Annotated in this window: 21 protein-coding genes; 3 read left to right on the top strand and 18 right to left on the bottom strand. The window is 68.8% G+C overall.

Annotation, left to right across the window (positions count from 1 at the left end; translation table 11 throughout):
* From VHB92_RS14810 to VHB92_RS14780, 7 genes are all read right to left on the bottom strand, one after another.
* The coding region (locus VHB92_RS14810) for a glycosyl hydrolase 2 galactose-binding domain-containing protein (protein ID WP_414653120.1) at window positions 1–380 on the bottom strand (380 nt) is incomplete at its 3' end.
* 44 nt (window positions 381–424) lie between these two features.
* On the bottom strand, window positions 425–2,218 hold the full coding sequence (locus VHB92_RS14805) for an acyclic terpene utilization AtuA family protein (protein ID WP_325454536.1): 1,794 nt from the start codon (window positions 2,216–2,218) through the stop codon (window positions 425–427).
* Window positions 2,215–3,033: a TIGR03084 family metal-binding protein gene (locus tag VHB92_RS14800; protein ID WP_325454535.1), complete on the bottom strand. Its 819-nt coding sequence runs from the start codon at window positions 3,031–3,033 to the stop codon at window positions 2,215–2,217. Before VHB92_RS14800 ends, VHB92_RS14805 begins: the two co-directional genes overlap by 4 nt.
* Window positions 3,033–3,797: an enoyl-CoA hydratase/isomerase family protein gene (locus VHB92_RS14795; protein ID WP_325454534.1), complete on the bottom strand. Its 765-nt coding sequence runs from the start codon at window positions 3,795–3,797 to the stop codon at window positions 3,033–3,035. The genes VHB92_RS14800 and VHB92_RS14795 overlap by 1 nt, the downstream gene beginning before the upstream one ends.
* Window positions 3,790–5,781 (bottom strand): biotin carboxylase N-terminal domain-containing protein, encoded by a 1,992-nt coding sequence (locus tag VHB92_RS14790; protein WP_325454533.1) that lies wholly within the window; start codon window positions 5,779–5,781, stop codon window positions 3,790–3,792. Before VHB92_RS14790 ends, VHB92_RS14795 begins: the two co-directional genes overlap by 8 nt.
* 10 nt (window positions 5,782–5,791) lie before the next feature.
* Window positions 5,792–7,405 (bottom strand): acyl-CoA carboxylase subunit beta, encoded by a 1,614-nt coding sequence (locus tag VHB92_RS14785; protein WP_325454532.1) that lies wholly within the window; start codon window positions 7,403–7,405, stop codon window positions 5,792–5,794.
* A 128-nt stretch (window positions 7,406–7,533) separates the two neighbouring features.
* Window positions 7,534–8,319: an ABC transporter ATP-binding protein gene (locus tag VHB92_RS14780; protein ID WP_325454531.1), complete on the bottom strand. Its 786-nt coding sequence runs from the start codon at window positions 8,317–8,319 to the stop codon at window positions 7,534–7,536.
* Between the two features lie 19 nt (window positions 8,320–8,338).
* Between VHB92_RS14780 and VHB92_RS14775 the strand changes: the two genes are divergently transcribed.
* Window positions 8,339–9,433: an amidohydrolase family protein gene (locus VHB92_RS14775; RefSeq protein ID WP_325454530.1), complete on the top strand. Its 1,095-nt coding sequence runs from the start codon at window positions 8,339–8,341 to the stop codon at window positions 9,431–9,433.
* 34 nt (window positions 9,434–9,467) lie between these two features.
* Here VHB92_RS14775 and VHB92_RS14770 read toward each other — a convergent pair whose 3' ends face one another.
* The 11 genes from VHB92_RS14770 to VHB92_RS14720 all read right to left on the bottom strand — a co-directional run bounded on the left by VHB92_RS14770 (window position 9,468) and on the right by VHB92_RS14720 (window position 21,814).
* A complete protein-coding gene (locus VHB92_RS14770; protein WP_325454529.1) occupies window positions 9,468–9,992 on the bottom strand; it encodes a hypothetical protein in 525 nt (174 codons plus the stop codon).
* 10 nt (window positions 9,993–10,002) lie between these two features.
* Complete coding sequence (locus VHB92_RS14765) at window positions 10,003–11,298, bottom strand: hypothetical protein (protein WP_325454528.1); 1,296 nt, start codon at window positions 11,296–11,298, stop codon at window positions 10,003–10,005.
* Between the two features lie 29 nt (window positions 11,299–11,327).
* Window positions 11,328–12,053, bottom strand: coding sequence for an ABC transporter ATP-binding protein (locus VHB92_RS14760; protein ID WP_325454527.1), 726 nt, complete (start codon window positions 12,051–12,053; stop codon window positions 11,328–11,330).
* Window positions 12,050–13,966, bottom strand: coding sequence for an ABC transporter permease (locus tag VHB92_RS14755; protein WP_325454526.1), 1,917 nt, complete (start codon window positions 13,964–13,966; stop codon window positions 12,050–12,052). The genes VHB92_RS14760 and VHB92_RS14755 overlap by 4 nt, the downstream gene beginning before the upstream one ends.
* Before the next feature lie 31 nt (window positions 13,967–13,997).
* A complete protein-coding gene (locus VHB92_RS14750) occupies window positions 13,998–15,431 on the bottom strand; it encodes an ABC transporter substrate-binding protein (protein WP_325454525.1) in 1,434 nt (477 codons plus the stop codon).
* Window positions 15,432–15,660: 229 nt separating this feature from the next.
* Complete coding sequence (locus VHB92_RS14745) at window positions 15,661–17,175, bottom strand: class I adenylate-forming enzyme family protein (protein WP_325454524.1); 1,515 nt, start codon at window positions 17,173–17,175, stop codon at window positions 15,661–15,663.
* Window positions 17,176–17,228: 53 nt separating this feature from the next.
* On the bottom strand, window positions 17,229–18,398 hold the full coding sequence (locus VHB92_RS14740) for a thiolase C-terminal domain-containing protein (protein WP_325454523.1): 1,170 nt from the start codon (window positions 18,396–18,398) through the stop codon (window positions 17,229–17,231).
* The gene (locus VHB92_RS14735; protein WP_325454522.1) at window positions 18,398–18,829 is read right to left on the bottom strand and encodes a Zn-ribbon domain-containing OB-fold protein; all 432 of its coding nucleotides are present in this window, start codon (window positions 18,827–18,829) and stop codon (window positions 18,398–18,400) included. Before VHB92_RS14735 ends, VHB92_RS14740 begins: the two co-directional genes overlap by 1 nt.
* Window positions 18,826–19,815 (bottom strand): alpha/beta hydrolase, encoded by a 990-nt coding sequence (locus tag VHB92_RS14730; protein ID WP_325454521.1) that lies wholly within the window; start codon window positions 19,813–19,815, stop codon window positions 18,826–18,828. Before VHB92_RS14730 ends, VHB92_RS14735 begins: the two co-directional genes overlap by 4 nt.
* A 74-nt stretch (window positions 19,816–19,889) precedes the next feature.
* Window positions 19,890–20,573, bottom strand: coding sequence for a TetR/AcrR family transcriptional regulator (locus VHB92_RS14725; protein ID WP_325454520.1), 684 nt, complete (start codon window positions 20,571–20,573; stop codon window positions 19,890–19,892).
* A gap of 47 nt (window positions 20,574–20,620) precedes the next feature.
* Entirely contained in the window at window positions 20,621–21,814 is a 1,194-nt protein-coding gene (locus tag VHB92_RS14720; RefSeq protein WP_325454519.1) for a cytochrome P450, read from the bottom strand.
* 151 nt (window positions 21,815–21,965) lie between these two features.
* On the opposite strand from VHB92_RS14720, the gene VHB92_RS14715 reads away from it, so the two are divergent.
* Together VHB92_RS14715 and VHB92_RS14710 are read left to right on the top strand one after the other, a co-directional pair.
* Window positions 21,966–24,140 carry an acetate--CoA ligase family protein gene (locus VHB92_RS14715; RefSeq protein ID WP_325454518.1) on the top strand — a complete coding sequence of 725 codons (2,175 nt, stop codon included), beginning with the start codon at window positions 21,966–21,968 and terminating at the stop codon, window positions 24,138–24,140.
* Window positions 24,141–24,196: 56 nt separating this feature from the next.
* Window positions 24,197–25,840, top strand: a complete 1,644-nt coding sequence (locus VHB92_RS14710) for a methyl-accepting chemotaxis protein (RefSeq protein ID WP_325454517.1) — start codon at window positions 24,197–24,199, stop codon at window positions 25,838–25,840.
* Window positions 25,841–25,844: the final 4 nt, after the last annotated feature.

Genomic DNA, 25,844 nt, shown 5'->3' with positions numbered 1-25,844 from the left:
GACGTGCCGTTCCACGAGAGCTCGGCCACTCCGTCCAGACCTGCGCAGTGCAGGATCGCCGGGGCCCCGGCCTCCCCCTCGAACCGGGCGCGGTACCACCAGGTCGCGCGCTCGACCCAGCCCACCGCGTCCTCGTTCTCCCCTTCGTAGGGGTGCTCGAGGAGCCCCGCGGCGAGCAACGACTCGTGAACCCCGCCCGGGACGACCGCCGGCAGCCACACGGCATCCGGACCGGGGACGTCGCCCGAGGTCCACGTGAGGTCGAAGTCCAGCGCCGCGCTCGATCCCGGATCGCTCTGCATCCCTGTGAACGTACGGGCGGCGCCCACGAAGCCGTAGCCGTCGTCCACTCCACGCGCCTGGACGCCGCCGGGTGCCATGATCGCCGACAGGCTCTGGTGCTCTCTCGGTGGGGCCCGTCATGTCACGCCGTGAGCAGCGCCTCTGGCACCTCGATCGTGCGCGAGCGGATGTACTCACCCAGCCCCTTGGCCTGCGGGTCGGGCCGCGTCGAAGAGGCGACACCCTCACCCAAGAGCCCGATGATCACGAAGTTGAGTGCGTAGATGTTCGGAAGCTCGTAGCGCCGGATCTCGCGGTCCGCGCACTCGGGTAGCAGCTCCCGGAGCGCGTCGATCGTCAGGAGCTCTCGCATCCACGCGTAGCTGTCGGCAGTCCGCGCCCAGAGCCCGACGTTGGCGTTCCCACCCTTGTCCCCAGAGCGGGCGCCCCACAGTCGGCCGATGGGGACACGCGTCATCCGCGCGGCGGGGCACGGCCTGCGATCGACGGCGGGTTCAGGCGTGCGCTGCGATGCCGCGTCCTGTGCAGGTGCCGTGGACGCCACGCTGACATGGGACCCGTCTGGCAGCACGACAGCGTGCTGAACCTCGCTCGCCGGCACCGACGTGGGCCAGTAGATCCCGTAGGCCGTCTCCGCGGTCGGTGGCGTCGTCGTGTGGAAGCCCGCATAGCCGGCGAGGGCCAGCTCCATCGCGGCGTTGGAGAATCGCCGGCCGACCTTGTTCGGGTCGCTGTCCTTGACCGTGATGCGCAAGTGAGCGGTGGCCTGTTCGTTGGACGGGGCGTCGGGTCGGTCGAACCGGATCAGCCGAACGTCGACCTCCCCGAACTTTTCCCGGCCGCCTAGAACCTCGAACAGCTCCTCGACCGCCCAGGCGGCCTTCTGCTCGATGTCAAGGCCGGTGAGGACCAGCGTCATCGTGTTGCGGTAGCCACCCACGAGGTTGATGGCGACCTTCGACGTGCTGGGCGGGGCCTGCCCGCGAACACCCGAGATCCGCACCCGGTCCTCGCCCTCTTGCGCGAGCCGGATGGTGTCGAAGCGCGCCACCACATCCGGGTTCGCATAGGCCGGGTCCGCGATCTCGTACAGCAGCTGGGCCGTGACGGTTCCGACGGACACGAGCCCGCCGGTGTCGGGGTGCTTGGTGATCACGCTGGATCCGTCCGCTTCGACCTCGGCGATCGGGAAGCCTGGGTACCGGCGGTCGACGATCTCCTCGAGGAACGCGTAGTTGCCACCGGTCGCCTGCGGCCCGCACTCGATGACGTGACCAGCGACGACGGCTCCGGCGAGCGGGTCGAAGTCGTCGCGCTCCCAGCCGTGCCACCACGCGGCCGGCCCGACCACCAGCGAGGCGTCCGTGACGCGGGGACAGATGACGATGTCCGCGCCGGCCGCGAGCGCCTCTGCGATGCCCCACCCTCCCAAGTAGGCGTTCGCCGTGGCCGGCTCCCGCCCGAGAGATCGAAGAGGGGCGCCGGTGTCGAGGTTGCGCAGCTCGTGTCCTGCGTCGAGGAGCTGGTCGAGGCGGGGAAGGAGGTCGTCACCCGTGACGTAGGCGATCTCGGGCCGAAGGCCGAGGCGCTCGGCGAGCCGACGGATCTCGTTCGCGAGACCGCCCGGGTTGAGCCCGCCCGCGTTGTTGACGATCTTGATCCCTCGGTCCAGGCAGGTGCCGAGCACGTGCTCGAGCTGGCCGAGCACCGATCTCGCGTAGCCGGCGTTCGGATCTTTCTGCCGTGCCTTCCACAAGATGAGCATGGTGAGCTCGGCGAGGTAGTCGCCGGTCAGTACGTCGATCGGCCCGCCCTCGACCATCTCGCGAGCGGCTGCGTCACGGTCGCCGTAGAAGCCCGATGCGTTGCCGATGCGGATCGCTCGACCGCCTGAGGACGGCGCGCGGCGACTCACTCGACCGCTCCCCCGTCGTTGACGGCGGCCCGACCGGGCGGGCGTCCCGGTCCCGGCGGTCCCGCGAAGGCCTGCGCGATCGAGAGCCATTCACGCGCGACGGCTCCCGTCACGACGAGCGCGGTGTCCGCGAGGTTGCGCCGCTGGGTGACGACCAGGCAGAAGTCCAGGGCGCCGCCGACCACGCTGTCAGTCGCGGTCGCGGACCCCCATGTCCAGATGTCGCCGTCGGGGCCCACGAGCTCGATCCGGACGGGCCGCTCGGGCACGGGCCGCCCGTTGACGGCGAAGCTGAAGGCGAGAGCGCCGACGCCGATGTGGGCCACGTGCCGCAGCCGTGATGTCGGTTCGCGCGCCTGCGCCAGCGTATCCGCGACGTCCTGGCCGTGCGCCCAGGTCTCCATGATGCGCGCGGTTATCGACGACGCCACGCTCATGTCCGGCCCGTACCAGGGAACGCGACGTCGAGGGTCACACCCCCCATAGGTCGAGACGAGGTCACGACGGGCGGAGCGGAACCACTGCAGCAGCGCGCGTGCCTCAGCGCCGCGGTACAGCGCGGCGATGCGGTCACTGAAGTCGTCACCGCGCGCAGCCAGGAGGCCGGCCCGGACGCGGAACCGATCGGGTTCCGTGACGGCGAGCCGGGCGGCATCGTCGAAGTAGGCGAGATGGGCGACGTGGTCCGCGATGGTCCAGCCGGCCGCAGGTGTCGGCTGGAGCCATTGCGAAGGCTCGAGCCGGACGATCCGCACCTCGAGGTCGGACGACTCAGCCTCCAGGTCGGCCAGCAGAGAGGCGAGGTCGGCGGCCATCAGCAGCCGCGCCAGGTCGGAGCGCGCCCGTCACGGAAGGCAGCGGGACCCTCCTGCGCGTCCTCGCTCAGGTACACGGGCTTCCAGATCCGCTCCGCCTCCTCATAGGCACCTGCCCAGGCTGCCTCGGCGCCGAGGTAGACGGTTCGCTTCGCGGCTCGGACCGACAAAGGAGCGTTGGCCCCTATGCGCTCCGCGAGGCCTTGGACCGCAGCCTTGAGCTCGACGTCCGGAACGACCTGGTTGACGAGACCCAGATCGAAGGCCCGCGCGGCACTGATCGGCTCTCCCGTGAGGAGCATCTCCATGGCGATGCGGGGCGGGATCAGCCACGGCAGCGGAACCGCCCACGGCACACCTCGTCCGACCTTGACCTCGGTGATCGCGAAGCGGGCCGACGACGACGCCACGCAGAGGTCACAGCCTTGAGCCAGGAGGAAGCCTCCCGCGTAGGCGACCCCGTTGACGGCCGCGATCAGAGGCTTGTCGACCACGATGTTCACGCCCGGCTGCGGGACGTAGTCGGGCGGCGGGACGGTGAGACCCGCCTCGGCCATCTCCTTGAGGTCGCCGCCGGCGCAGAAGGCCTTGTCACCCGCACCTGTGACCACGAGGACCGTGGCCGCATCGTCTTCGTTGAAGCAGTGCAAGCCAGCGAAGAGTCCTTCCCTGACATCTGAGCTCAGCGCGTTCCTCGCCTCGGGACGCTCGATGGTGAGCCAGGCAACGCCGCGCACCACGTCGTAGGTGACCGACTCAGACATGCGCCTCGTCCTCGACGACCGCGAGCGGTGCGCCCGTGTCGACCTGGTGCCCGACCTCGACGAGCAGCGCCGTGACCAACCCGTCCACCGGCGCCCGGACGGCATGCTCCATCTTCATCGCCTCGATCGCGACGATCGTCGCTCCGGCCTCCACTCGTTCGCCCACCGACGCCTCGACTCGCACGACCGTTCCGGGCATCGGCGCCCGTAGCGAGCCGACCTGTTCGGCGTCGCCGGGGTCCGGGAACCGCGGCCGTTCGACGAGCGCCGTGTGACCCAAGGCGCTGTCGACGTAGGCGACGTCCCCGACCTGCTTCACCTCGACCTGTCGGCGCACGCCACCGATCTCGAGGTCGACCAGCGTCGGCGTTGCGTGGTGCAGGACGAGTGACGGAAGCTCCTGACCGTTCACGGCGGCCTGGAGGCCGTCTCGCTCGAAGCGGTACGTGACGGCCAGATGCGTCTCGCCGTGGAGGAAGTCGACGTTCTGCCTGGCGCTCGGGTTGTTCCGCCAGCCGGACGGCAGACTTGCGAGGACCCGCGCGTCCGCGCGTGACCGGGCTTGCCCGGCGATCGCGGCGGACAGGGCGTGGAGGACGAGACATCGCTCGCTCAGCGCGCCGCAGAGCTGCTCGGCGGGATGCCGCGTGAGGTATCCGGTGTCGATGCTTGCCTCGGCGAACTCCGCCTCGCGAAGGATCCCGACCAGGAGATCCCGGTTCGTCTCAACGCCGTGAAGCTTCGCGCGGGACAGGCTCGCACCAAGGGCCCGGCGCGCGTCGTCACGGGTGTCTCCGTAGGCGATCACCTTGGCGAGCATCGAGTCGTAGAAGGTGCTGACCCGCGTCCCGGACGCGAAACCGGCGTCCACGCGCAGCCCGGCGCCCCGCGGGATCTCGAACGTGTGGAGGTCGCCACTGACCGGCAAGAACCCGGCCAGCACGTCCTCGGCGTACAGGCGGACCTCGATCGCGTGGCCGCGCACCTCGGCCGCGAGCACCTCGGGCGGCAGGGACTTCCCTTCCGCGACCTCGAGCTGCAGCCGCACGAGGTCCAGGCCGGTGATGAGCTCGGTCACGGGGTGCTCGACCTGAAGCCGGGTGTTCACTTCGAGGAAGTAGAAGTGCCCCGTCGCGTCGAGCACGAACTCGACCGTTCCCGCACCCACGTAGCCGATCGCCCGACCCGCGGCCACCGCCGCCTGACAGAGCTGATCCCGCAGCTCCCCGGTCACCGCCGGTGACGGCGCCTCCTCGATGATCTTCTGATACCTGCGCTGTATCGAGCACTCGCGCTCGAAGAGGTGCGTGACGGTCCCGTGCGCGTCTCCGAGGATCTGCACCTCGATGTGTCGAGGTGCGTCGACGTATCGCTCGAGGAACACGGTCCCGTTGCCGAAGGCGGCCGTTGCTTCCCTGCGGGCACTGGCGACCGCCTCGACCAGCTCCTCAGGAGTTGAGGCGATCCGCATGCCGCGGCCGCCGCCTCCGAAGGCCGCCTTGACGAGCACGGGGAAGCCCACCGCGTCAGCCGCGTTGGAGATCTCAGTGGGACTCGGTTCCGCCGTGTCTTCGAACACCGCGCCGGGCAGCACGGGCACCCCGGCTGCTGCCATGAGGGCCTTCGCCGCGGTCTTCGACCCCATCGCTTCGATCGTGTCGGGAGCAGGCCCCACGAACGTCAGACCAGCGTCCCGGCAACGCCGCGCGAACGGGGCGTTCTCCGAGAGAAAGCCATACCCCGGGTGGACGGCGTCGGCGCCGGTTCGCCGCGCGGCGTCGACGATCGCCTCGCCGTCGAGGTAGGTCTCCGCCGGCGTCGCGCCCGGCAGCCGGACGGCTTCGTCGGCCGCACGGACGAACGGGAGGTCGGCGTCGGGGTCCGAGAACACCGCGACGGTGGCGATGTCCATGGCCTGGGCGGTCCGGATGACGCGCGCGGCGATCTCGGCACGATTTGCGACGAGCAGCTTCGTGATGGTCATGGTCAGTCGTTCACATCCGGAACACGCCGAAACCACGGCGGCCCTGGACCGGCCCGGAGTGGACGGCGGACAAGGCCACCCCGATGACGGTCCGGGTGTCGCGAGGGTCGATCACACCGTCGTCGTAGAGCCGACCGGTGATGAAGAACGCCTGCGACTCGGCGTCGATCTGCGCTTCGATCTCTCGGCGCCGAGCTTCGTCGGCTTCGACGTCGAACTCGCGTCCGGCCGCTTCAGCGGACGCGCGGCCGACGATGGAAAGCACACCGGCGAGCTGCTGAGCACCCATCACGGCGAGCTTGGCGTTCGGCCAGGCAAACATCAGCCGCGGTCGGAACGCACGTCCGGACATGCCGTAGTTGCCGGCGCCGAAAGAGGCGGACATGTTGATCGTGATGTGTGGCACAGCCGAGTTCGTGACCGCGTTGATCATCTTGGATCCGTCCTTGATGATCCCGCCCTGCTCGTACTCCGTACCGACCATGTAACCCGTGGTGTTCTGGAGGAAGACCAGGGGCGTGTCCGTCTGGTTCGCGAGCAGGATGAACTCGGCGGCCTTCTTCGACTCCTGACTGAACAGCACTCCGCGCGCGTTCGCGACGATGCCCACGGGGTATCCGTGGACGGACGCCCACCCCGTCACGAGGCTCGTTCCGTACCTGGCCTTGTACTCCCCGAAGCGCGAACCGTCCGCGATCCGCGCGATCACCTCCCGGGGATCGAACGGAACGCGAAAGTCACCCGAGACCAGGCCGAGCAGCTCCTCGGCGTCGTACCGAGGCTCCTCGACGGGCAGGCGCGGACCACCGCCGACCTTGTGCCAGTTCAGCTCCGACACGATCTGCCGCCCGATCCGGAGGCACTCGTGCTCGTCGGCCGCGAAGTAGTCGGCCAGCCCGGAGACGCGTGCATGCATGTCCGCACCACCGAGCGCCTCGTCGTCGGCGTCTTCTCCCGTCGCCATCTTCACGAGGGGCGGGCCGCCGAGAAAGACCTTGGCCTGTTGGTCGACCAGAACTGCGTAGTCGCACATCCCAGGGACGTACGCGCCCCCCGCGGTGGAGTTTCCGAACACCAGGGCGATCGTCGGGATCCCCATCGCGGAGAGCTCCGTGAGGTCGTGGAAGATCTGTCCTGCAGGCACGAAGAGCTCCGCCTGCGTCGGGAGGTCAGCGCCCCCGGACTCGACGAGGTTGACGACGGGCAGCCGGTTGGTCCGGGCGATCTCGAGGGCTCTCAGGTTCTTGCGCAGCGTGTAAGGGTTCATCGTCCCGCCCCGCACGGTGGGGTCATGCGCGATGAGGACGCACTCCACGCCGCACACCACGCCGATCGCGGTCACGATGCTCGCGCCCACCGGGAACTCCGTCCCGAAGCCGGCCAGGCTGGAGAGCTCCAGGAGCGGGCTGTCACGGTCGACGAGCAGCTCGATCCGTTCGCGCGCGAGCAGTCGCCCCCGCGCGTGGTGCCGCTCCGCATAGCGGGCGCCGCCGCCCGCGCGGGCAAGCTCGAGCTGCGCGTCGAGCGCGTCGAGCGCCGCGAGCTGGACGGCCCGGTTCGCGCGGAACGCTTCACCAGCCCGGTCGACGCTCGTGCGAAGGACGGGCGCCTCGCGAAGCGTCAACGCTGTCTCTCTCCCGCCATAGTGGTTACTAGGTAGGTCTCAGTGAATCACGGACCAGCGATAGCGGTCCACCGCGCCTCCCGGCCGCACCGCAGCCGGCGACTGCCTCCTTCGGCCTGGTCGAGGCATCACATCGCCAAGGCGCCGAGGTAGGCGGCTTGCACGTCCGGGTCCGCGCGCACCTCTTCGGGCGTACCGGTCGCGATGATCTTGCCGAAGTCGAGGACGTAGATGGAGGCACAGACGCGCATCACGAGCTCGATGTCGTGTTCGACGAGCAGGACCGCGAGCCCTTCATGCGCCAGGTTGGCCAACAACGAGTCGAAGGCCTCGGTTTCTTGAGAGTCCAGACCCGACGCCGGCTCGTCGAGCAGAAGGACCTTCGGATCGGTCGCCAGCGCGCGCGCGAGCTCGACCAATCGAGCCAGTCCGGTGGGCAGCGTGTCTACCCGCGCGTCCGCGCAGGCGCGAAGGCCCGCGAGCTCGAGCAGCTGGTCAGTCTTCCGCCCGGGGTCCGACCGATCACGTGACCAGCTGCGGTGGAACTCGACTCCTGCCAGAACGTTGTCGCGGACGGTGAGGGATCCGAACACCTCAAGACGTTGGAAGGTGCGAGACAGGCCGCGGCGTGCCCGGCGGTGTGGCGTCAGGCGATCGAGGCTCGTGCCCGCCAGGTGCACCGACCCTTCGGTCGGTTTCAGCAAGCCCGAGATGACGTTGAACAGCGTCGTCTTGCCCGCTCCATTGGGGCCGATGAGACCGGTCACGGTGGCGGGCGCGACGTCGAGGTTCACCGACGAGAGGGCTTGCACTCCGCCGAACCGCATCGAGACGTCGCGGACGGCCAGGCCCGCGGCGGTCGTCGGGGCCTGCGCCATGAAGGACCCCGCTGCTCCGGCGTCCGACGCGTGCACGTGTGAGATAGTACCTGCTATGGACGAGCGTCTGATCTCCGCCGACTCGCACGTGAAGCTGACGCACGCGCAGGTCAAGGATCACCTCCCCGCCCGGCTTCATGAGGCGTACGACGACGCCGCGGGGGCGTACGAGCAACGGATGAGCCGCGGGACAGGCGCTGCGAACCGAGCTGGCGCGGAGCAGGCAGCGAAGAGGAGCGACAAGGGGATCGCCTCCGACAACTCCGTGTTCGGCCGGGCCGGCTACTGGGACCCGGCGGAGCGGCTGAAGGACATGGATCTCGACGGGGTCGATGCCGAGGTCCTGTACAGCGAGGTCAGCGCGTTCCGCTACCTGAGCGATGTGAAGGACGGCGTTGCCGAGACGGTTCAGGCGTTCAACGACACGCTTCACGACTTCGCATCGGCGGATCCCCAGCGGCTCATCGTCTCCTACCAGATCCCGATCCACGACATCGAGCTCGCAGTGGCCGAGGTCGACCGTGTCGCGGCGAGGGGCGCAAAGTCGCTACAGCTCCCGGTGTTCCCCAGCGAGCTCGGACAAGCCGACTACTACGACGACCGGTACGACCCGCTGTTCGCGAAGATCCAGGACACCGGCCTGCCGATCTGCTTCCACATCGGCCTCAAGACCACCCTTGATGACCTGGCCCGGCGTGATCCGACGCCCAACAAGGGCGTGATGGTTCCGATGACTCCGCTGATGACCGGTGAGGCCTTCGGCATGCTCATCATGGGGGGCGTCCTTGAGAAGTTCCCGGGGCTCAAGGTCGTGTTCGTCGAGCCCGGGGTTGCCTGGGTCGGTTGGTGGCTCGAGGTCGTGGATGACATGGCGACGCGGCAGCGTTACAAGTTCCCCGCCATCAGCGAGCTTCCCAGCACCTACTTCCGCAGGAACATCAACCTGACGTTCATCGACGAGCATCTTGGCCTGCATCGCATGCGAGACATCATCGGCGTGGACAACCTGATGTGGTCCACGGACTTCCCCCATCCCGTCACGAGCTGGCCGAACTCGAGGAAGATCGTGGATGAGCAGTTCGTCGGGATCCCGGCGGACGAGCGGGAGAAGATCGTCTGCGGGAACGCCGCGCGCATCTGGGGCCTGTAGGCCGAAGGCAGGCGACCCGCGCGGCCCTCCTCCGTCACAGCTGGGGTCGGCAGACCCCGCACGGCTTCAGCTTCAGGGTCTCGGCAGCTGTGACGGACCTGACCCGCGCGGCGCTGCGGATGACCGAGCACTCGGCGCGGTGGAACATCGACCCCGCGCTCGTCACGACAAGCCCAGCCGGCGCCGCGACGGTCGGGGCGGTGGCTCCGGCAAGGACAAGGCTCTCGTGGATGCTCCTCAGGAGCTCGAGCTGCTGCCTGCCCTGCTGCACGCTCAGCGCGTTCCAGTACGCGAAGTAGAAGAACCCTCCGAGCACCACCAGAGCCAGCCCGATCAGTCCCCACGAGGCGAGGTAGGGAAGCTGGTCGAAGACGAAGACCGTGCGCGCGATCTGGATCCATCCGATCACGAGGCACGACAGCCCCGAGGGGACCAGCATCGCTCCCACCGTGAAGAGCACCCGATGCACGGGCCACTTCGCGCGCTGCCCTTCGACCTGGGAGATCCTCGATCGAAGGAGCTCTTCCCGAAAGCCTTCGTGTCGTTGCGCGATCGTCATCGGAGCGCTCTCATCCTTGCGTTGCGAGTGGGCACGTCGGGTGGTCGCGGTCGCGGGGCAGCCTCAGCAGGATCCCGGCGCCGAGGGCACCGGAGACAGCGAGCGCGAAGACGATCCAGCCGACCGGGAGACCGCTCGGAGCCGGCAGCGACGGCGTCGCCAGTGCGGTGGGCGCCACAGACGGAGCGGGACCGGCGATCGAAGGCGGCGGTGCGGGCATTGCGCCGACGCTCGCAGCGGGTCCCGGGATGACGGTCGTCTCGCTCGGCTGCGCGGTGGGGGGCGAAGAGGCCGGGGGTGGGACGGAGCGCTTGGCCAACGGCGGCCCGCTGGAACCCGCGGGCGGAGCGACGTAGGCAAAACCGGGGTTCGCGTGCGCAGACACGGTGGCGCCGCCCAGCTCGATGGTCACCGTCTCGTTGTTGCTCGTCGCAGGCTTCCAGACGACCTCGATCGCGCCGGTCGTGTAGTCGGCGTTCGGCCCCGATGAGGTATCGACCGGTCCCACTGCGGTGACGGTGACCCCGGCAACGCCCAGCGCTTTCGTGACGGTCTCCTGAGCGAGCGTCTGCGCCAGCGATGGGCCGCTGGCCGAGGCGAGGTGTATTCCAGAGCTGTCGATGGTCACCGGGATGCCGGCAACGGTCGCGCCCTCAGCGGTAGCGGCGCCCTTCGCGGTGCCGTGCTCACCGTCGGTGATCGCTGTGGCTTGCGACGAGATCGCGCCGATGTGCAGGACACCGGCGACGGTGATGTCCTGGATGGAGGCGTACGCGCTTGCGGTGGCTTGCTTCGCCCCGGTCAGCTGTGCCTTGGCGCTCGAGCGGACCGATCCAACGGTCACGAGGCCAGCCTGGTCCGCTCCGCCGATCTCGCCGTCGGCGCTCGCCTGATCGCTCTTGACCGTGGCGGTCATCGTCGTCCCCGGCACCGACGTGTTCGAGACCGTTCCGCTCCCGTTCTTGGCTTCGGCGCGGACTGGGTCGTTCAGCGTGGCGAGCTGTTGCGGGGCCGACGGACCGCCCGCGACAAGGATCAGCGTGCCCAGGTTCCCGACGAGCGACCCGGGCCACGCGACGCTGGAGAGTGCGTGGCCGATCGGACCGCTCTGCAGCGTTGCTTCTGCATCGGGTATCGCCGCTTCCGCCTCGGGATGTCCGGTGGCGTTGGCGTTGTCCTCCGTCAGCAAGATGCCGGCGGCTGACCCTGACAGGGCGAACGAGCCGAACCCGGAGCCGGGGTCGTCCGCCCGCGCGGTTCCGGCGAGCGCAACTCCGACGAAGGACAGGCCTGTGCCAAGCAGCACGCCCGCCCGGACCAGACGTCCCCCTCGCTTCACGCCGCCCCACCCAGGTATGCAGCGGTGAGGCGATCCTCGACGTCGGCGGGCTCGCCGAACGCGGTGATCCGTCCGCCCACCACGACTGCGACGTAGTCCGCGACCTCGAGCGCGGTCTGGGCGAACTGCTCGACCAGCAGCACGGAGTACCCGGACCGGGCAAGGTCGCCCACCAGCTCGTAGAGCTCCGAGACGACCAACGGCGCCAGCCCCATGCTGATCTCGTCGAGCAGCAGCAGCCCGGCATCGGCGACGATCGCGCGTGCGATGGCGAGCATCTGTTGTTCGCCACCCGAGAGGGTGCCGGCGATCTGGCGGCGACGTTCCTGCAGCCTCGGGAAGGCCGCATAGACAGCTTCCTCGACCTTCCCGACAGAGCGCGAGGTCGAGAACGACCAGACCTTCAGGTTGTCCCGCACGGTCAGGTTCGGGAAGATCCCGCGACCGTCCGGGATGGTGCAGACTCCCCCGCCTGCGATCTCATGGGGTGCTGCGCCATTCACGTGTCGCCCGGCGATGTGCACGCAGCCGTCCGTAGGCACGACTTGACCGCTGATCACGTTGAGCGTGGTCGTCTTGCCAGCTCCGTTGGGTCCGAGCATCGCGACGACGCTCCTGCAAGGCACGACAAGGTCGATCCCGTGCAGAACCTCGATACGGCCGTACCCGGCTCGGACGCCGATCAGCTCGAGCGCCGGGGGGCCTGTCAGGTCGGAGATCACGCGAGGACCCGGTCACGTTCAGGTACGGGCGGCGAACCGGCGACGGCAGTGCCGGCGACCCGTGCTGGTCGTGATGCCGCACTGCCTCTCCACGACTCGATCCGCTTGGCGACCTGGCCGACGATGCCGTCCGGGTTCTGGCCGACGCTGATCGCAGCAAGCCCGGTGAGGAGCAGCGAGACCTGGCCGAGGCTTGGTACGTGCTGCTGGATGACCGGGAACATCGCGTAGACCAGAGCGCCTATGAACGCGCCGGACACCGTCGCTGCGCCGCCGAGGGTGAGGATGAGCAAGAGCACAAGGCTGTTGAGCATCTGAAAGTCGTTGGCACTTGCGATCGTCGTCTGGCCGACGTACAGGATCCCGCCGAAGCCCGCGAGAGCGGCCGAGGCCGAGAAGACCGCTAGCTTCGTGCCGTTGATGCTCACGCCCAGCGTGGCGCAGGCGGCGGGACTGTCGTTCATCGCTGCGAGCCGCCGCCCGAACCGGGAACGACGGACCCACAGCAGGACCACGGCCCCAGCAGCGAACGCGGCTGCAAGCAGGGACGTGTACGCGTGCGACCCTTCGAAGGAAAGGCCGCCGACGCGCAGTCGGGCGCCCTTGATGATTCCACCGTCGCCCAGCGCGTGGATGAAGAAGATGCTGTCCATGCCCGACGCGAATGCGAGGGTTGCCAACGCCAGGTACAGGCCGCGGAGGCGCAGCACCGGGATCGCCACCAGCGCTCCCAGGACCGCACAGCACGCGGTTGCGACCAAGGCACCGAGAACAGATCCACCAGGGGCGATGCGTCCCATGAGGTAGGCACCGAAGCCGACGAACGTCATCTGGCACAGCGAGACCTGACCGCCGTAGCCCGTGAGGAGCACGAGCGAGAGCAGGATGAAGCCCAAAGCCAACGCCTGGCCGAAGTGCGGCAGGGCCGAACCCGGCAGCACCCACGAGGCACCGGTTGCCGCGATGACGAAGACCGCTCCCGCTACGAGCGAACGGCGTCGGGAGACCGTGCGCGGCGCCCAGCCGCTGAGCGACCGGCCGGCTCGCAAACGGTCCTGCCGTAGGAAGACCACAGCCAGGAAGAGCAAGAACATGGGAAGGGCGGGCCGAAGCATGTCCGGCAGGTCCCCGGACAGGTAACCCGTCGAGTAGGACTCCGCCAGCCCCAGGGCGAGCCCGCCCACCACCGTGAGCGGCAGGCTTCGCAGGCGTCCGACGACGGCTGCGGCGTAACCATCGATGACCAGCAGGGTCAGCGGAAGGATGTTGAGGGTGACCAACGGGGCGAGAAGGATGCCCGCGAGAGCGGCGAGGCTTGCGCCCATCGCCCAGGCGATCTGACTGGCTCGGCCCGGTGACACGCCCGCGAGCGCGAGCAGGCGGCGATCGTCGACGACGCCCCGCATGGCAGCCCCGACGCGTGTGCGGGTGAAGAAGACGCGCAGCACGACCGCGATGCTCAGGGAGACACCGACGATGATCAGCTGCTGCGCGCTGATGTTCACGCCAGGCAGCGCGACGCTGTCGTTAGGCAGGAACTGAGGCAGCGCGCGCGGTTTGCTCGGGTCCCAGATCAGGTTGGCGACGCCTATCAGGGCCAGGAGCAGACCAACGGTGACGACGAGCGTCACGCCCAACGAGCTCCCGTCCAGCCGGCGGATGAGCACTCTCTCGATGAGTGCTCCGGCAAGGGGCGCCAGGACGAGCAGGACGATCGCCAGCCCCGCGAGCTGAGGCAGGCCCCACGCCACCGTCAGCTGCCAGTAGGTGAAGGCGCCCATCATGCCCAGGGCCCCGCTGGCGAAGTTGAAGACGCCCGATGTCGCATAGGTGACCACCAGGCCCGTCGCCGTCACCGCATAGACGCAGCCGTAGACGACGCCGACGATGGTGAGCGGAAGGACGATGCTCATCGCCGCTGCCCGACGGGACACGCATGCGAGGTCAAGGCGTCTGCCACGTGCCGTCGCAGCGATACCCGCCTGCAGGGGTGTCGGTTCTCTGGAACTGACCATTGACGACCTTCACGAGGACGTAGCAGATCGTCGGCTGACGCGTTGCGGGGTAGCCGGTTGCGATGAGCCCATCGCCGTTGAAGGACTTGACGGCGCTCAGGGCCTGCAAGACTCCGGCGCGAGTCGCCTTGGGCCCCGATGCACGTAGCGCGTCGACGAACAGCTGAGCTTCGGTCCACCCGTAGACGCTGAAGAGGTCGAGCGGCACGCCAGCGGCAGCTCGCTGCATCCAGGTCTGGTAGAGCGCAACCGCCGGGATCGACGCCTCGGAGGCGTTGAAGAACGGCGCCGTGGGCATGGCCGTGTACATGCCGTTGACGGCGCTCCCACCCTGCTTGAGCACCGCGAGGTCATATCCCTGACCGAGCGTGCTCACCACTGGGGCGAAGTTCTGCTGACCGGCTGCCTGCATGAACTCGGCGATCATGCCGGGGCTGAAGAGCAGCTCGACGAACTTGACTCCGTCGGAGCGCATGCGCAGCACGTCTGACGTGAAGTTCGAGTCGGTCGCGCCGACTGATCGCTCGTACTTGATCTGATAGCCGAGCGATTGCATCGCCGCCTTGACGCCGGCGATGACACCTGTCGTCGCCGGAGTCGAGTAGTAGAGCAGCGCTGCGGCCTGGTAGGAGTCGGCGAACGTGCTCTTGTAGTACAGGAACGGCCCTGTCGCGGCTCCCGGCTTCTGCGGTTGGACGCTGTAGTTGCTCTTCAGCGCCGCCCTTTGCGAGCTGACCGCTTCAGACAGGTCCGGCACGTCTGCGGGCAGGGCGGTGGCGCCGCAGTTGTCGAACAGGGAGAACGAACCGACGAACGCGAAGTCGGTCTTGGCGGCATCGGCCGTCTGCGCTTGGTTCTGTGCGCACTGGAACCCGTCGTCGTGGGCATCGACCTTGAGCTGGCGCCCGTTCACCCCGCCCTGGCTGTTGATGTAGGCGAAGTAGGCCTGGACTCCTGCACTGGCGCCGCGGAAGAGCCCTGGGACCGGACCGGAGATGGTGGCGACGTTGCCGACCGTGATCGTCGTGGCCGTGACGCCGACGTCCGTCGCGCCCCCGTTGCCGCCCGTCTTGGAGGCGGCGCCCGTCGGGGCAGCCGGTCCAGTAGGGACGCGGCCAGACGGACCGGTTGCGCCTCCGGGCCCTGGCGGTGCGGAAGAGCCGGATCCGGTGTCCTGGCCCACCGACAGGGGCTGGGTGGGCAGGCTTGCTTGCGGGAGCGTGACCGTGGGGGCAGACCCGGGCGGCAACGCTGCCCCGGACGGGCTGCCGAGTGCGGCGCCCGCCGTCGGGTTGGAGGCCGTGCCGCTTCCCTGGCTCAGGGCGGCTCGCTCCGCGGCGGAGCGGAGAGCCGGGCTCGCCATGTTGCCGCAGGCAGGGAGAAGCATGACCAGCGCACCCGCAGCTAGCCACACCGCACGCTGACGGTTCACGTTGCGTCGCTTCAGGTGGCAGCCTCCCGGCTCGGGCGCAGGGTCATCGTCGACCGCGCCATAGTAAGCACTATCTCGCAAGATAGCGATCCGCCGGCGAGAACGCACCACGGTCGGGCCGGATGAGACGCAGGTTGTGCGACCGTTTCGGCGACCAGGTTCAGGACGAGGGTTGGGCTCCGCCGGCGAACTGCTCCCGCAGCTGCGGCTTGAGCACCTTCCCGGCGGGGTTGCGCGGCAGCTCCGCGACCAGCTCCACTCGCTCCGGCACCTTCTGCTTCATGAGACCGTTCTGCCGGCAGAACGCGGCGAGCGCGTCGAGCGTGGGCGCCGCGCCTGGTGTCGGGACGATGACCGCGCAGATCCGCTCGCCCGTCCGGGGGTCGGGGACACCGATCACGGCGGCGTCCGCGACCTCAGGGTGTCGGAAGAGCGTGTCCTCGACCTCCTTTGCCGAGATGTTCTCCATGTTGCGGATGATGAGGTCCTTGATCCGACCGGCGATGGTGACCATGCCCGCCTCGTCGATCCGGGCCAGGTCCCCGGTGCGGAAGCGGCCAGCGGAGTCGAACGCCTCACCGTCGAGCGCGGTGTCCACGTAGCCCTTCATCAGCTGCGGGGCCCGGATCCGGAGCTCCCCCGTCTCGCCGGGTGCGACGGCGTTCCCCTCGGCATCGCAGACCGTGAGCTCCACTCCCGGGGCCGCGCGGCCTTCTGTGTGGGCCAGCGCGACGTCGTCGTCCGATGGGCTGGCGAGGACGACGAGAGGCGCCTCGGTGAGTCCGTAGCCCGAGACGATGCCGGTGTCGCGACCCATCTCCCGTTTCATGTCGTAGTGCAGCTGCGGCGGCTTTGGCGCCCCTCCTCCGACGAAGATGCGCGCGGAAGGGAGAAGGACCTCCCCTGCCGGCATCGCGCGTTGTGCCGCCAAGTAGGCCATGTGGAACGGGGTGCCGGAACCGACGATGGTCACCTCGTGCTGTTGGAGGAGAGGGATCGTCGACGGAGGATCGAAGCGCTCCAGGAACAGGGTCGGATAGCCGATGCTGACGGCGCTGAAGACCCACGCGCCACCCCCGATGTGGGTGAACGGGAAGACGATTGCGTTCCGATCGTCGCGGGTGATGGCGAATCGCTCGTTCATCGCACGTGCGGCCGCGTGGATCGTCGCGTCGCTGTGACGTGCGCCCTTGGGCTCGCCCGTCGTGCCGGACGTGTAGTAGAGCCAGCGCACGTCGTCGGGTGCGGCGGGGGCGGGTTCTGTCCAGGAGTCGGCTTCGGGGAGGTCGCTGTCGGCGACCAGGACGCGAAGGTCACGGCCCTCCCGCTCGAGGTGGGCAGCGATGCCATCGGCCATGTCTGCATGGTCGAAGCCGCCCCACGTACCGGGCACGATCAGCATCCGCGCGTTGGCCTGGCGAACGATGAACGAGACCTCACGCGCGCGGTAGGTCGGCAGCAAGGGGCATTGGATGACGCCCAGACGTGCCAGCGCGAACATGAGCACCTTGGATCCGATCCGCGTCGGCAGCTGCCAGCAGACGACTTCACCGGCCCTCATGCCGAGGTCAGCGAGCGCGCCGGAGGCTCGCTCGGCCGCATGCTTGATCTGCTTCCAGCTCGCCTGCGTGCCGTGCTCGTCGAGCGCAGCGAGGCTGTCCGGATCGGCCAGCACGCGTGCTTCTAGGAGCTCCCAGAGCCCGCGCGATCCGGCGCACTCCCCCGCGGTCACGCGCGAAGCACCACGCCGGTGCGGCTGGCGCTGACGAGCGCAGTGCGGACGGCGTCGATCTGGTTCACGGCGCTCCCGCGGAGCTGACGGACCGCCTCGAGGGTGAGGTTGAGGCCGTGGATGTAGCCCTCCCCGATGAGACCACCGTTGGTGTTGCACGGGAGTCGCCCGTGCGGCCCGAGGTTCCCGTCGGCGATGAAGTCCTTCGCTTCGCCGCGTCCGCAGAACCCGAGCGACTCGAGCTGCATGAACAGGATCGGGGTGAACGCGTCGTAGATCAGCGCCACGTCGACCTCCGAACGGTTGATGCCAGCACCGTCGAAGAGGCGGCGCCCGAGGGCCACCGAGCTGTCGAGCAGGGTTGCGTCCGGGCGGTAGTGGTTGCTCCCAACCTCCTCTTCGAAGATCGCAGCACCGGACGCAGCGGCGATGCCGACCGGAGCGGGCGTGTGGGCGGCTCGGGCAGCCGAAGTGATGACCAGGGCAACCGCACCGTCGGTCTCCTGGCAGCAGTCGAAGAGCCGGATCGCAGGTTCAGCGATCCAGCGAGACGCCTGGTGGTCCTCGAGGGTGATGGGTCGGCCGTAGAAGTAGGCGTTGGGGTTGGTCGCCGCGTACGCGCGCAGCTGCACCACTGCCCGGCCGAAGTCCTCGCTGGTGACCCCGAACTCGTGCATGTAGCGGGCCGAGTTCAAGGAGAACCACGACGCCGGAGTGATGACGCCGAATGGCGAACACCACTGGGCGGCGGTCGTCCCGGAGTGGGACGACGTCGGACGGTTGACCACGTCGGCCGACCCGAAGCGGCGCACGCCGGACCGGGCCTTGATGGCTCTGAAGCACACGACGACGTCGGCCACTCCGGAGGCGACGGCGGCCGCAGCGTGCAGCACGACACCCTGGGACCCGCCTCCGCCGTAGGGCACACGGCTTGACCAGGCGAGGTCTTGGAAGCCGACGGAGCGGGTCAGCTCGGTCTCCTCGACAGGGTCGATCGTGAAGCTCACGAGCCCATCCACGTCGGCGATCGTCAGCCCGGCGTCGGCCAGCGCGGCGACGATCGCCTCGCTCGCGAGCTGCGTCTCGCTTCGCCCGGCCGCCTTGGAGAACTCGGTCTGCCCGATGCCGACGATCGAGGTCGCGGCGGACAGTCGGCCGCGTCCCATCAGCCGAGCTCTTCGGGAGTGAAGACCGGAACCGCCATGTGGTGGGCCGTCGGGCAGAAGCGGACCCGTACGGCCATCCCGATGGAGACCGCCGTGGGGTCGGCAGCGACGATCTGCGTCACCAACCGGATCCCCTCGGGCAGGTCGACGGTCGCGGCGACGACGGGGTAGTCGTAGGCGGGGTGCTTCGGGTGGTGGAGCAGCGCGAAGCTGTGGACGACCCCGGCGCCGCTCATCTTCTCTGCGCTCCACACGGTGGAATGGCAGTGCGGACACATGGGGCGGGGCGGATGGCGGAGCCGTCCGCACTCGCACCGTTGCGCGACGAGCTCGCCCTCCTTCGCCGCGTCCCAGAAGACGGCGCTGTCCTCGGTGACGACCGGAGCAGGGCGCGTCGGGCGGGCGTCGGCAACGTCGGCACGCTCGGTCATCCGTTGGCTCCGTTCGTCGTCTGCTGTGCAGCGTCCAGGGCGTCGATCCACCTGAGGATGCGGTCCCACAGGACCATGCGGTTGGCCGCGGCGTTGTGGTTGTGGCCCGATCCCGCCAGCGTGAAGAGCGTGAGGTCGGCGGCGCGCCGGAACTGCACCCCGGCGTCACGGGCAGGCGAGGTGATGTCGTTCTCGCCGTTTGCGAGGAAGATCGGCACGTCCAAGCGGGCCAGCTCCCCGGCGACGAAGCCGGGCACCAGGGTCGCCGTGGCGACCAGGCTCAGCAGCGGCGCCGAAGCCGCGCCGAGAGCATCCATCACCGAGCGCGGCGGGCGGCTCCGCACGAGCATGGGGCTGATGGACGTCTCGAGCTGAACCGTGGGGCTGCCGAAGCGTGCCGCTGCCAGCGCAGGGAGCGCCGCCCTCAGGCCGGGTGCGTCATCCGTGAACCGGGCTTCGGCGTCGGCCAGGACCTCGGGCAGACCGAAGCCGTGGAAGCCGAGGAGCACGAGGGCGCCGTAGGGACGCCACGCGTCCTGCTGCAGCACCGTCAGCATCGCTCCAGCGGAGTGGCCGAGGCCGACGACCACTGGTGCGACCGCGTGACCGCCGGTACGCCAGCGAAGGAGACCGACCGACTCGCTGCTCGCGATCGCCAATGCTTGTGACACCACTGCTGGCGTGAGCTCGTAGAGATCGTCAGCGCCGTCGCTGTCCCCGATGCCGGGCGGATCGAGGATGATCACCGCATGACCGTGCGCCGCGAAGTAGCGGGCCATGCTGAACGAGCCGAGCCGGCGCTCGTCCTCTGGTGGAACGCGCAGATCGAAGTAGCGACGTGACATCCCGCCGCCGGGAGCGCAGACGACAGCGACGCGCTGCTGCGCCTCACCGTCGTGAGGCCAGAAGATCTCCGCCGCGATGCGACGAAGCCCCGGAACACCCACCGAGCTGACGTCGCACAGGTGCACATGCGACGCCGCCATCCGCTTAGCATAGCGTCCGCTATGCATCCGCCCGAGGGAGGGATCGGCGCCCCGAAGACGCTCGGGCGGCGCGGTCAGCCGCGCGCGGAGGCGTCGACGAACTGTGAGATCAGCTGGATGAAGAGTCGGCGCTGCCGGGCCGGGATCTCCTTACCCTTGGGCGGCAGCATGTCGTAGGACATCACGCCGAACAGCTGCTCGCTCAGTGCGAACCCACGGATCGCATTGAAGATCATCTCGGGGAGGTCCCGCTCCGCCGCGGCCGGTCCGAGCGCGTCGCGGATGAGCCTGCGCATGCTCTGGCTCGATCTCGTCGCGACCGCGTGCAAAGACTTGCGCACCTCAACACTGGTGCGCGGATCGTGGTCGAGGTTCAGCAGGACCTGCAGGTCGGCGAGGTAGTACGGGTTCGCGTAGTGCGAGCAGAGGATGTCCACCAGGGATCCGATGCGCTCTTCTGTCGTATCGCCCTGGATCTCCGCGGAGTCGACGAGCTCACTGAACGTCTGCCCGCCGTGCTCGAGCACGGCCAGCATCAGCTTCTCGCGCGTGCCGAAGTAGTGCTGGATGACTCCCCAGGTGACGCCCGCACGGCGGGCGATCTCGTTGGTGCTGGCTCGGTAGAAGCCGCACTCGAGGATGCAGGCCACCGCTGCCTCGATGACCGCCTGTCGCGTGGCGCCATCGGCAGGTCCGGTGGCCGCGGCCGCCCGCCGGGTCGGGGCCTTAGGCCGGGCAGCTGAGGCGGTTCGAGGCACGGTGCCAGCCTAGAGGCTCGGGGGGACGGTCCATAGCAGGTCCGATGTCAGGCGCACGTCGTGATCGGCACCCGCGAGAGCCCTCGGACGTTGGACGAGTGGGCGCGCTCGACGGCGCTCGTGTCGACTGCGTAGCCGGGGAAGCGGCGCACCAGCTCCTCGAGCGCGACCCGCGTCTCGAGGCGAGCAAGCGAAGATCCGAGGCAGAAGTGAACCCCGTGGCCGAACGCGAGGTGGCGTTCGAACGTCCGGCCGATCCGGAAGCTGTCGGGATCGTCGAAGACGCGGGGGTCGCGGTTCGCCGCGCCGTTGACGAGCAGGACCACCGCCCCCTCGGGCACCTCGGTTCCGTTCCATGTGGTGGGCCGGGTGGTCACTCTCCCCTGGTAGTGCGATGGCGGGTCGAACCGGAGCATCTCCTCGACGGCGCTCGACCACTGCGAGGGGTCCGCGACGAGCATCTTTCGCTGGTCCGGATGCTCGGCCAGCAGCACGGCCCCGGTTGAGATCATCTTCGCTGTCGTCTCGTTCCCGGCCACGCCCAGCAGGAGGCAGAAGAAGATCAGCTCGCCGTCGTTGAGCTGCTGCGCCCCGTCCGGTCCCTCGACCTTCGCCTCGATGAGGGCGCTCGCCAAGTCATCGGCAGGCGCGGTGCGTCGCGCAGTGATCAGCTCGTAGAAGTACCCAGCGAGCTCGGCCCCCGCTTGCTGGGCGTCCTCCGGACGCGACAGCGAGCCGTCGTCACGATGCAGCAGCCGGTCCGAGAGCTGCTTCAGCCGAGCGTGGTCCTCGTCCGGGGCGCCCAGCAGCTTGGCGATGACCGTGGAAGGCAACCGGCCGGCAAAGGCCTCGACGAGGTCGCCGCCGCCGGTGTCGTCCATCTCCTCGAGCCACACCTGACAGGCGGCACGGATCTCTCCTTCCAGCTGCGCGATCCGGCGTGGGGTGAACGCCTTGCTGATGATCTTCCGCAGCAGGTCGTGACGCGGTGGATCCATGAAGATGATCATGTCGGGTGCGGGCGAGTCGCTCCGGATCTGCTCGATCAAGGTGCCCTGCGCCGAGCTCAGCCCCAGTGGGTCGTTCAGCCCCGCCGCGACGTCCTCGAAGCGCGTGAGCGCCCAGAAGTCGAGGTCTTCGTTCCGGTACAGCGGCGCTTCCTCGAGCATGCGCCGGTAGACCGGGTACGGGTCCGCTTGCTGTGCGTACGACGACGGGTCGTACACAAGACGTTCAGCCATGAGTGCTCCAAACCCGCGTCAGCGCAGAACCAACTGTCATAGTGCTCGCTATGCTATCCGGACCTCGATCCGCCTACGGCCGCGGGTCGATGAGCCAGCTGGCCGGCGACGTCGTGCGGATGGAGATCGCTTTGTTGCGTTCGATGCGACCGTGTCCCGCAGGGCACGCAGGAACGTCGTGGTGAGCGCAGCGGACCCGGGGCCCCCGAGCGGGACGACTCTCAGGACGGTCGATTGGCGGCGCCTGTTCGATCCTCGCCGAGCTGTCTTCATCGGCGCCAGCGACCGCGAGGGGACGCAACAGCGCAACCAGTGGGTCTTCATGCGTGACCGGCTCGAGGCGCGAGGGTGCGAGTGCATCCCAGTGCACCCGACGAAGCCCGAGATCCTTGGCACCCCGGCGGTGCGATCCGTTCTCGACGTCGATGGCGTCGTCGACTTCGCGGTCGTGCTCGTGCGGGATGCCCTTCCGGCCGTCGAGGAGTGCGTGGCGAAGGGCGTGGGCTTCGTCGTCGTCTTCTCGGCCGGCTTCGCTGAGCTCGGCACGCCGGAAGGACTGGCCAAGGAGCAACGCCTGAAGGAGCTCGCCTCTGGGTCAACCCGGGTGCTCGGTCCGAACACGAACCTCAACCTGCTCGAGCCATGGCGGCAGGACCTGCCAGGCCGGAAGATGGCGATCATCACGCAGTCCGGGTTCCAGGGCCGCCCGATGTCGCAGGGTCAGACCTACGGCATCCCCGTGCAGTCCTGGGCGACGCTCGGCAACGAGACCGACCTCGAGTGGGCCGATCTCGCCGGCTACTACGCGGGCCTACCCGACACCGGTGTCATCACCTCCTACGTCGAGGGGTTCAAGGACGGCCGCACCCTGATGATCGCGGCTGATGTTGCGGCGCGGCAGGACGTACCGATCGTCGTGATCAAGGTCGGACGAAGCGCGGCAGGCCAGCAGATGGCGCAGGCGCACACGGGTCACCTGACCGGATCCGACGCCGTGCACGACGCTGCCTTCGAGCAGTGCGGGATCGTGCGCGTCGACGACTTCGACGAGGCCATCGAGATCTCCGGGATGTTCTGCCACGTTCCTCCGGTAGAGGGCACCGACGGCGTGGCGCTGTACACCCTGTCCGGTGGCACGGCCGCACATCTGGTCGACCTGTGCGGCGCCGCGGGCCTGCCAGTGCCTCGCTTCAGCGACCGAACGATCGCGGCGCTGACTGACCACATCCCCGCGTACCTGCGCATGGACAACCCCGTCGACACCGGCGGCACACTCACAGCACTCCCCGCGGGCCGCGCGAGCCTCGAGATCACGCTCGATGACGAGAACACCAACATCGTCATCGTGCCGATCACCGGCGTGTTCCCGGGGATGATCGAGCCCTTGGCACGAGACCTGGTCGACCTCCACCTCCTCCAGAAGAAGCCGATCCTCGTCGTGTGGTCCTCGCCTCTGCGCGACAACGACGGCTACCGAACGCTGATCGAGAACGGCGTCCCGGTGTTCCACTCGCTGATGAGCGCTGTGCGTGGCGCCGGTGAGCTGCTCAGGCGACGCACGTTCCTCGCTTCCTACAAGTCCCCGTTCGCGGCGGTCACGACCAAGCGACAACCTGCGGACGCGGGAGCCCGAGCGTTGCTCACATCCGGTCGTGCGCTCGACGAGGTCGAGGCCAAGGCGATCCTCCGGGAGTACGGCATCGCCACGGTCCCCGAGCATGTCGTCGGGAGCCCCGAAGAAGCCGTCCGTGCCGTCGAGCAGCTCGGTGGACGAGCGGCGCTCAAGATCTTGTCGGCCGACATCGCCCACAAGTCCGACCTTGGACTCGTGCGCATCGGCGTCGGGGTCCACGACGCGGCAGATGCTTACCGGAACCTCGCCGCATCGGCCGCGAGGGTGGCGCCCCATGCCGACGTGCGCGGTGTTGTCGTGCAGCAGCTGGTGGCCGACCCGATCGCGGAAGCGATCATCGGGATCAGCCATCAGGCGCCGTTCGGACCGGTCGTCCTCTACGGGCTCGGCGGCGTGTTCGCCGAGGTGTTCGAGGACGTCAGCTTCGGGGTGCCACCGTTCGGCCCCGAGAGGGCCTCGGCGATGATCGCGGCGACGAAGGGAAGCCGCCTCCTGCATGGCGCCCGCGGCCGGTCCCGCGGCGACGTCGCGGCGATCGAGCGCACGATCATGGCCGCGCAGCGCATCGCCGTCGACCTCGGCGATGTGATCGGCGAGCTCGACATCAACCCCTTGATGGTCTTGCCCGACGGCTGCGGCGCCGTGGCGGTCGATGCATTGATCGTCCCGCGGCGCTCGTCATCGCCTCACTAGTCAGGAGGCGGTCTGCGGTGCAGCACGCTCGGAGGTATCTCCGACTGGCAGCGGTGATGACCTGGATCACGGTCGTAGCAACGTCCGCCACCGGCATCTGGACCATCCACCTCTCCCACTCGTCGGCAGGTGCAGACGCCGTCGTCCCGGTTCACGCCCGCAGCCTGTACGCCGCGATCGCAGTCAACCTCCTCCTGTGCTGCGTCAACAGCCTCACCCTCTTCGACAGCATCGCCCGACGCACCGTCACACTTCCGCCGGCGGTCCAGGCGGCCTGGAGCGTGGCGTCGCTCGCTGCGGGAGGTCTCTTCGTCGGGGCGCTCGGCGGCGTTCGCGGACCGTTCTGGCCCGTCCTTGTGCCGTCGGTGCTGCTCGCCGGGCTTTCTTACGCGGTCGTGTACGCCACGGTGCTCGGCTTGGTCGCCGACGTCATCCTCCTCGCCGCGACGGTCGCCGGCATGCATGGCTCACTGAGCGCAGCAACACTTGCCGCGTACGCCGCAGCTGCGCCGGTCCTCCCACTGCTCGGGATGCTCACCGCAACTGTGTCGGGATCGATCGCACAGATGGCGGCGCTGGCAGCGCGGGAGCGAGATCTGGTCACGGCACACGTGCGTGCCGTAGCGGGCACGCTCGAGGCGGCCGCGCACGGCAACCTTGCCGTCGAAGTGCCACAACCCGCCGATGGGGCGAACCCATCGATGTTCCACCTGTCCTCGATGCTCGAGCGCACGCTTGCCGACCTGCGCCGGCTGGTCAGCCACGTGCGCCGCGCCGGTGAGCAGGTGGGATCCGCCGCAGCAGAGCTGTTGGCGACTGCCGAACAGCACGCCGCCTCGGCCGCGCAGCAGAGCACGGCCATGACCGAGACCACCACGACGATAGAGGAGCTCGCCGCGACCGCACGCCAGATCGCCGAGACGGCTGAAGCCGTCGCCCGGTTCGCCGCCGAGACCTTCGCTGACGCGGAGGACGGTCAGCAAGCCGTCACGGCGTCGGTGAGCTCCATCGAAGCGATCGGCGGCAGCGTTGAGGCGATGGCTCGTCGGACAGCAGCTCTGGGCGAGCGCACCGCGCAGATCGGCACCATCGTCGCGGTCATAGACGATCTGGCGGAGCAGACGAACCTGCTCGCACTCAACGCTGCGATCGAAGCCGCGCGTGCGGGCGATCACGGGCGCGGCTTCGCGGTGGTGGCTACCGAGATCCGAGCTCTCGCCGAGCGGGCGCGCGACAGCACCCAGCAGATCGACCTCATCGTCGGCGAGGTGCAGGCGCAGACGCGCGACGCGATCATCGCGAGCGAAGCGGGCGCGAACGAGACCCGCAGTGGTGTCCAGCTCGCTCGTGACGTTGCCGCCGCTCTCGACCGCATCCGAGCGATGGTCGACGAGACGACGACCGCTGCAACGGAGATCTCCATAGCGACTCAGCAGCGACGGAGTGCGAGCGAACAGGTCGTCGTCGCGATGAACCAGGTGTCTGATGCGGCCCGTCAGTACGCCACCGGAAGCCAGCAGACAGCCGCCTCTGCGTCTCAGCTGCACGCGCTGGCGAACCAGCTGCGGGAGGCGATCGGGCACTTCACGGTCGACGACGACCGGGGCACCGACGTGTTCGCCGCCCGTGCCCCGAAGGCCGCTCTGGTGCGCGCGCGGACCCCTCTCCGCGAGCTCCCATCCCCAGGACCTATGGCATAGTGAC

It is taken from the genome of Humibacter sp. (assembly GCF_035547335.1).
Lineage (GTDB): Bacteria > Actinomycetota > Actinomycetes > Actinomycetales > Microbacteriaceae > Humibacter.
Note: the sequence above shows the minus strand (reverse complement) of the source record. Positions and strands in the feature narration are given on the sequence as shown.

Bases quoted from the DNA above. Each gene is read 5' to 3' on its own strand.
- VHB92_RS14800 (WP_325454535.1), bottom strand. From the start codon at position 3,033: ATGGCCGCCGACCTCGCCTCTCTGCTGGCCGACCTGGAGGCTGAGTCG.
- VHB92_RS14795 (WP_325454534.1), bottom strand. From the start codon at position 3,797: ATGTCTGAGTCGGTCACCTACGACGTGGTGCGCGGCGTTGCCTGGCTC.
- VHB92_RS14790 (WP_325454533.1), bottom strand. From the start codon at position 5,781: ATGACCATCACGAAGCTGCTCGTCGCAAATCGTGCCGAGATCGCCGCG.
- VHB92_RS14775 (WP_325454530.1), top strand. From the start codon at position 8,339: ATGGACGAGCGTCTGATCTCCGCCGACTCGCACGTGAAGCTGACGCAC.
- VHB92_RS14770 (WP_325454529.1), bottom strand. From the start codon at position 9,992: ATGACGATCGCGCAACGACACGAAGGCTTTCGGGAAGAGCTCCTTCGA.
- VHB92_RS14755 (WP_325454526.1), bottom strand. From the start codon at position 13,966: ATGAGCATCGTCCTTCCGCTCACCATCGTCGGCGTCGTCTACGGCTGC.
- VHB92_RS14750 (WP_325454525.1), bottom strand. From the start codon at position 15,431: ATGGCGAGCCCGGCTCTCCGCTCCGCCGCGGAGCGAGCCGCCCTGAGC.
- VHB92_RS14740 (WP_325454523.1), bottom strand. From the start codon at position 18,398: ATGGGACGCGGCCGACTGTCCGCCGCGACCTCGATCGTCGGCATCGGG.
- VHB92_RS14735 (WP_325454522.1), bottom strand. From the start codon at position 18,829: ATGACCGAGCGTGCCGACGTTGCCGACGCCCGCCCGACGCGCCCTGCT.
- VHB92_RS14730 (WP_325454521.1), bottom strand. From the start codon at position 19,815: ATGGCGGCGTCGCATGTGCACCTGTGCGACGTCAGCTCGGTGGGTGTT.
- VHB92_RS14720 (WP_325454519.1), bottom strand. From the start codon at position 21,814: ATGGCTGAACGTCTTGTGTACGACCCGTCGTCGTACGCACAGCAAGCG.
- VHB92_RS14710 (WP_325454517.1), top strand. From the start codon at position 24,197: ATGACCTGGATCACGGTCGTAGCAACGTCCGCCACCGGCATCTGGACC.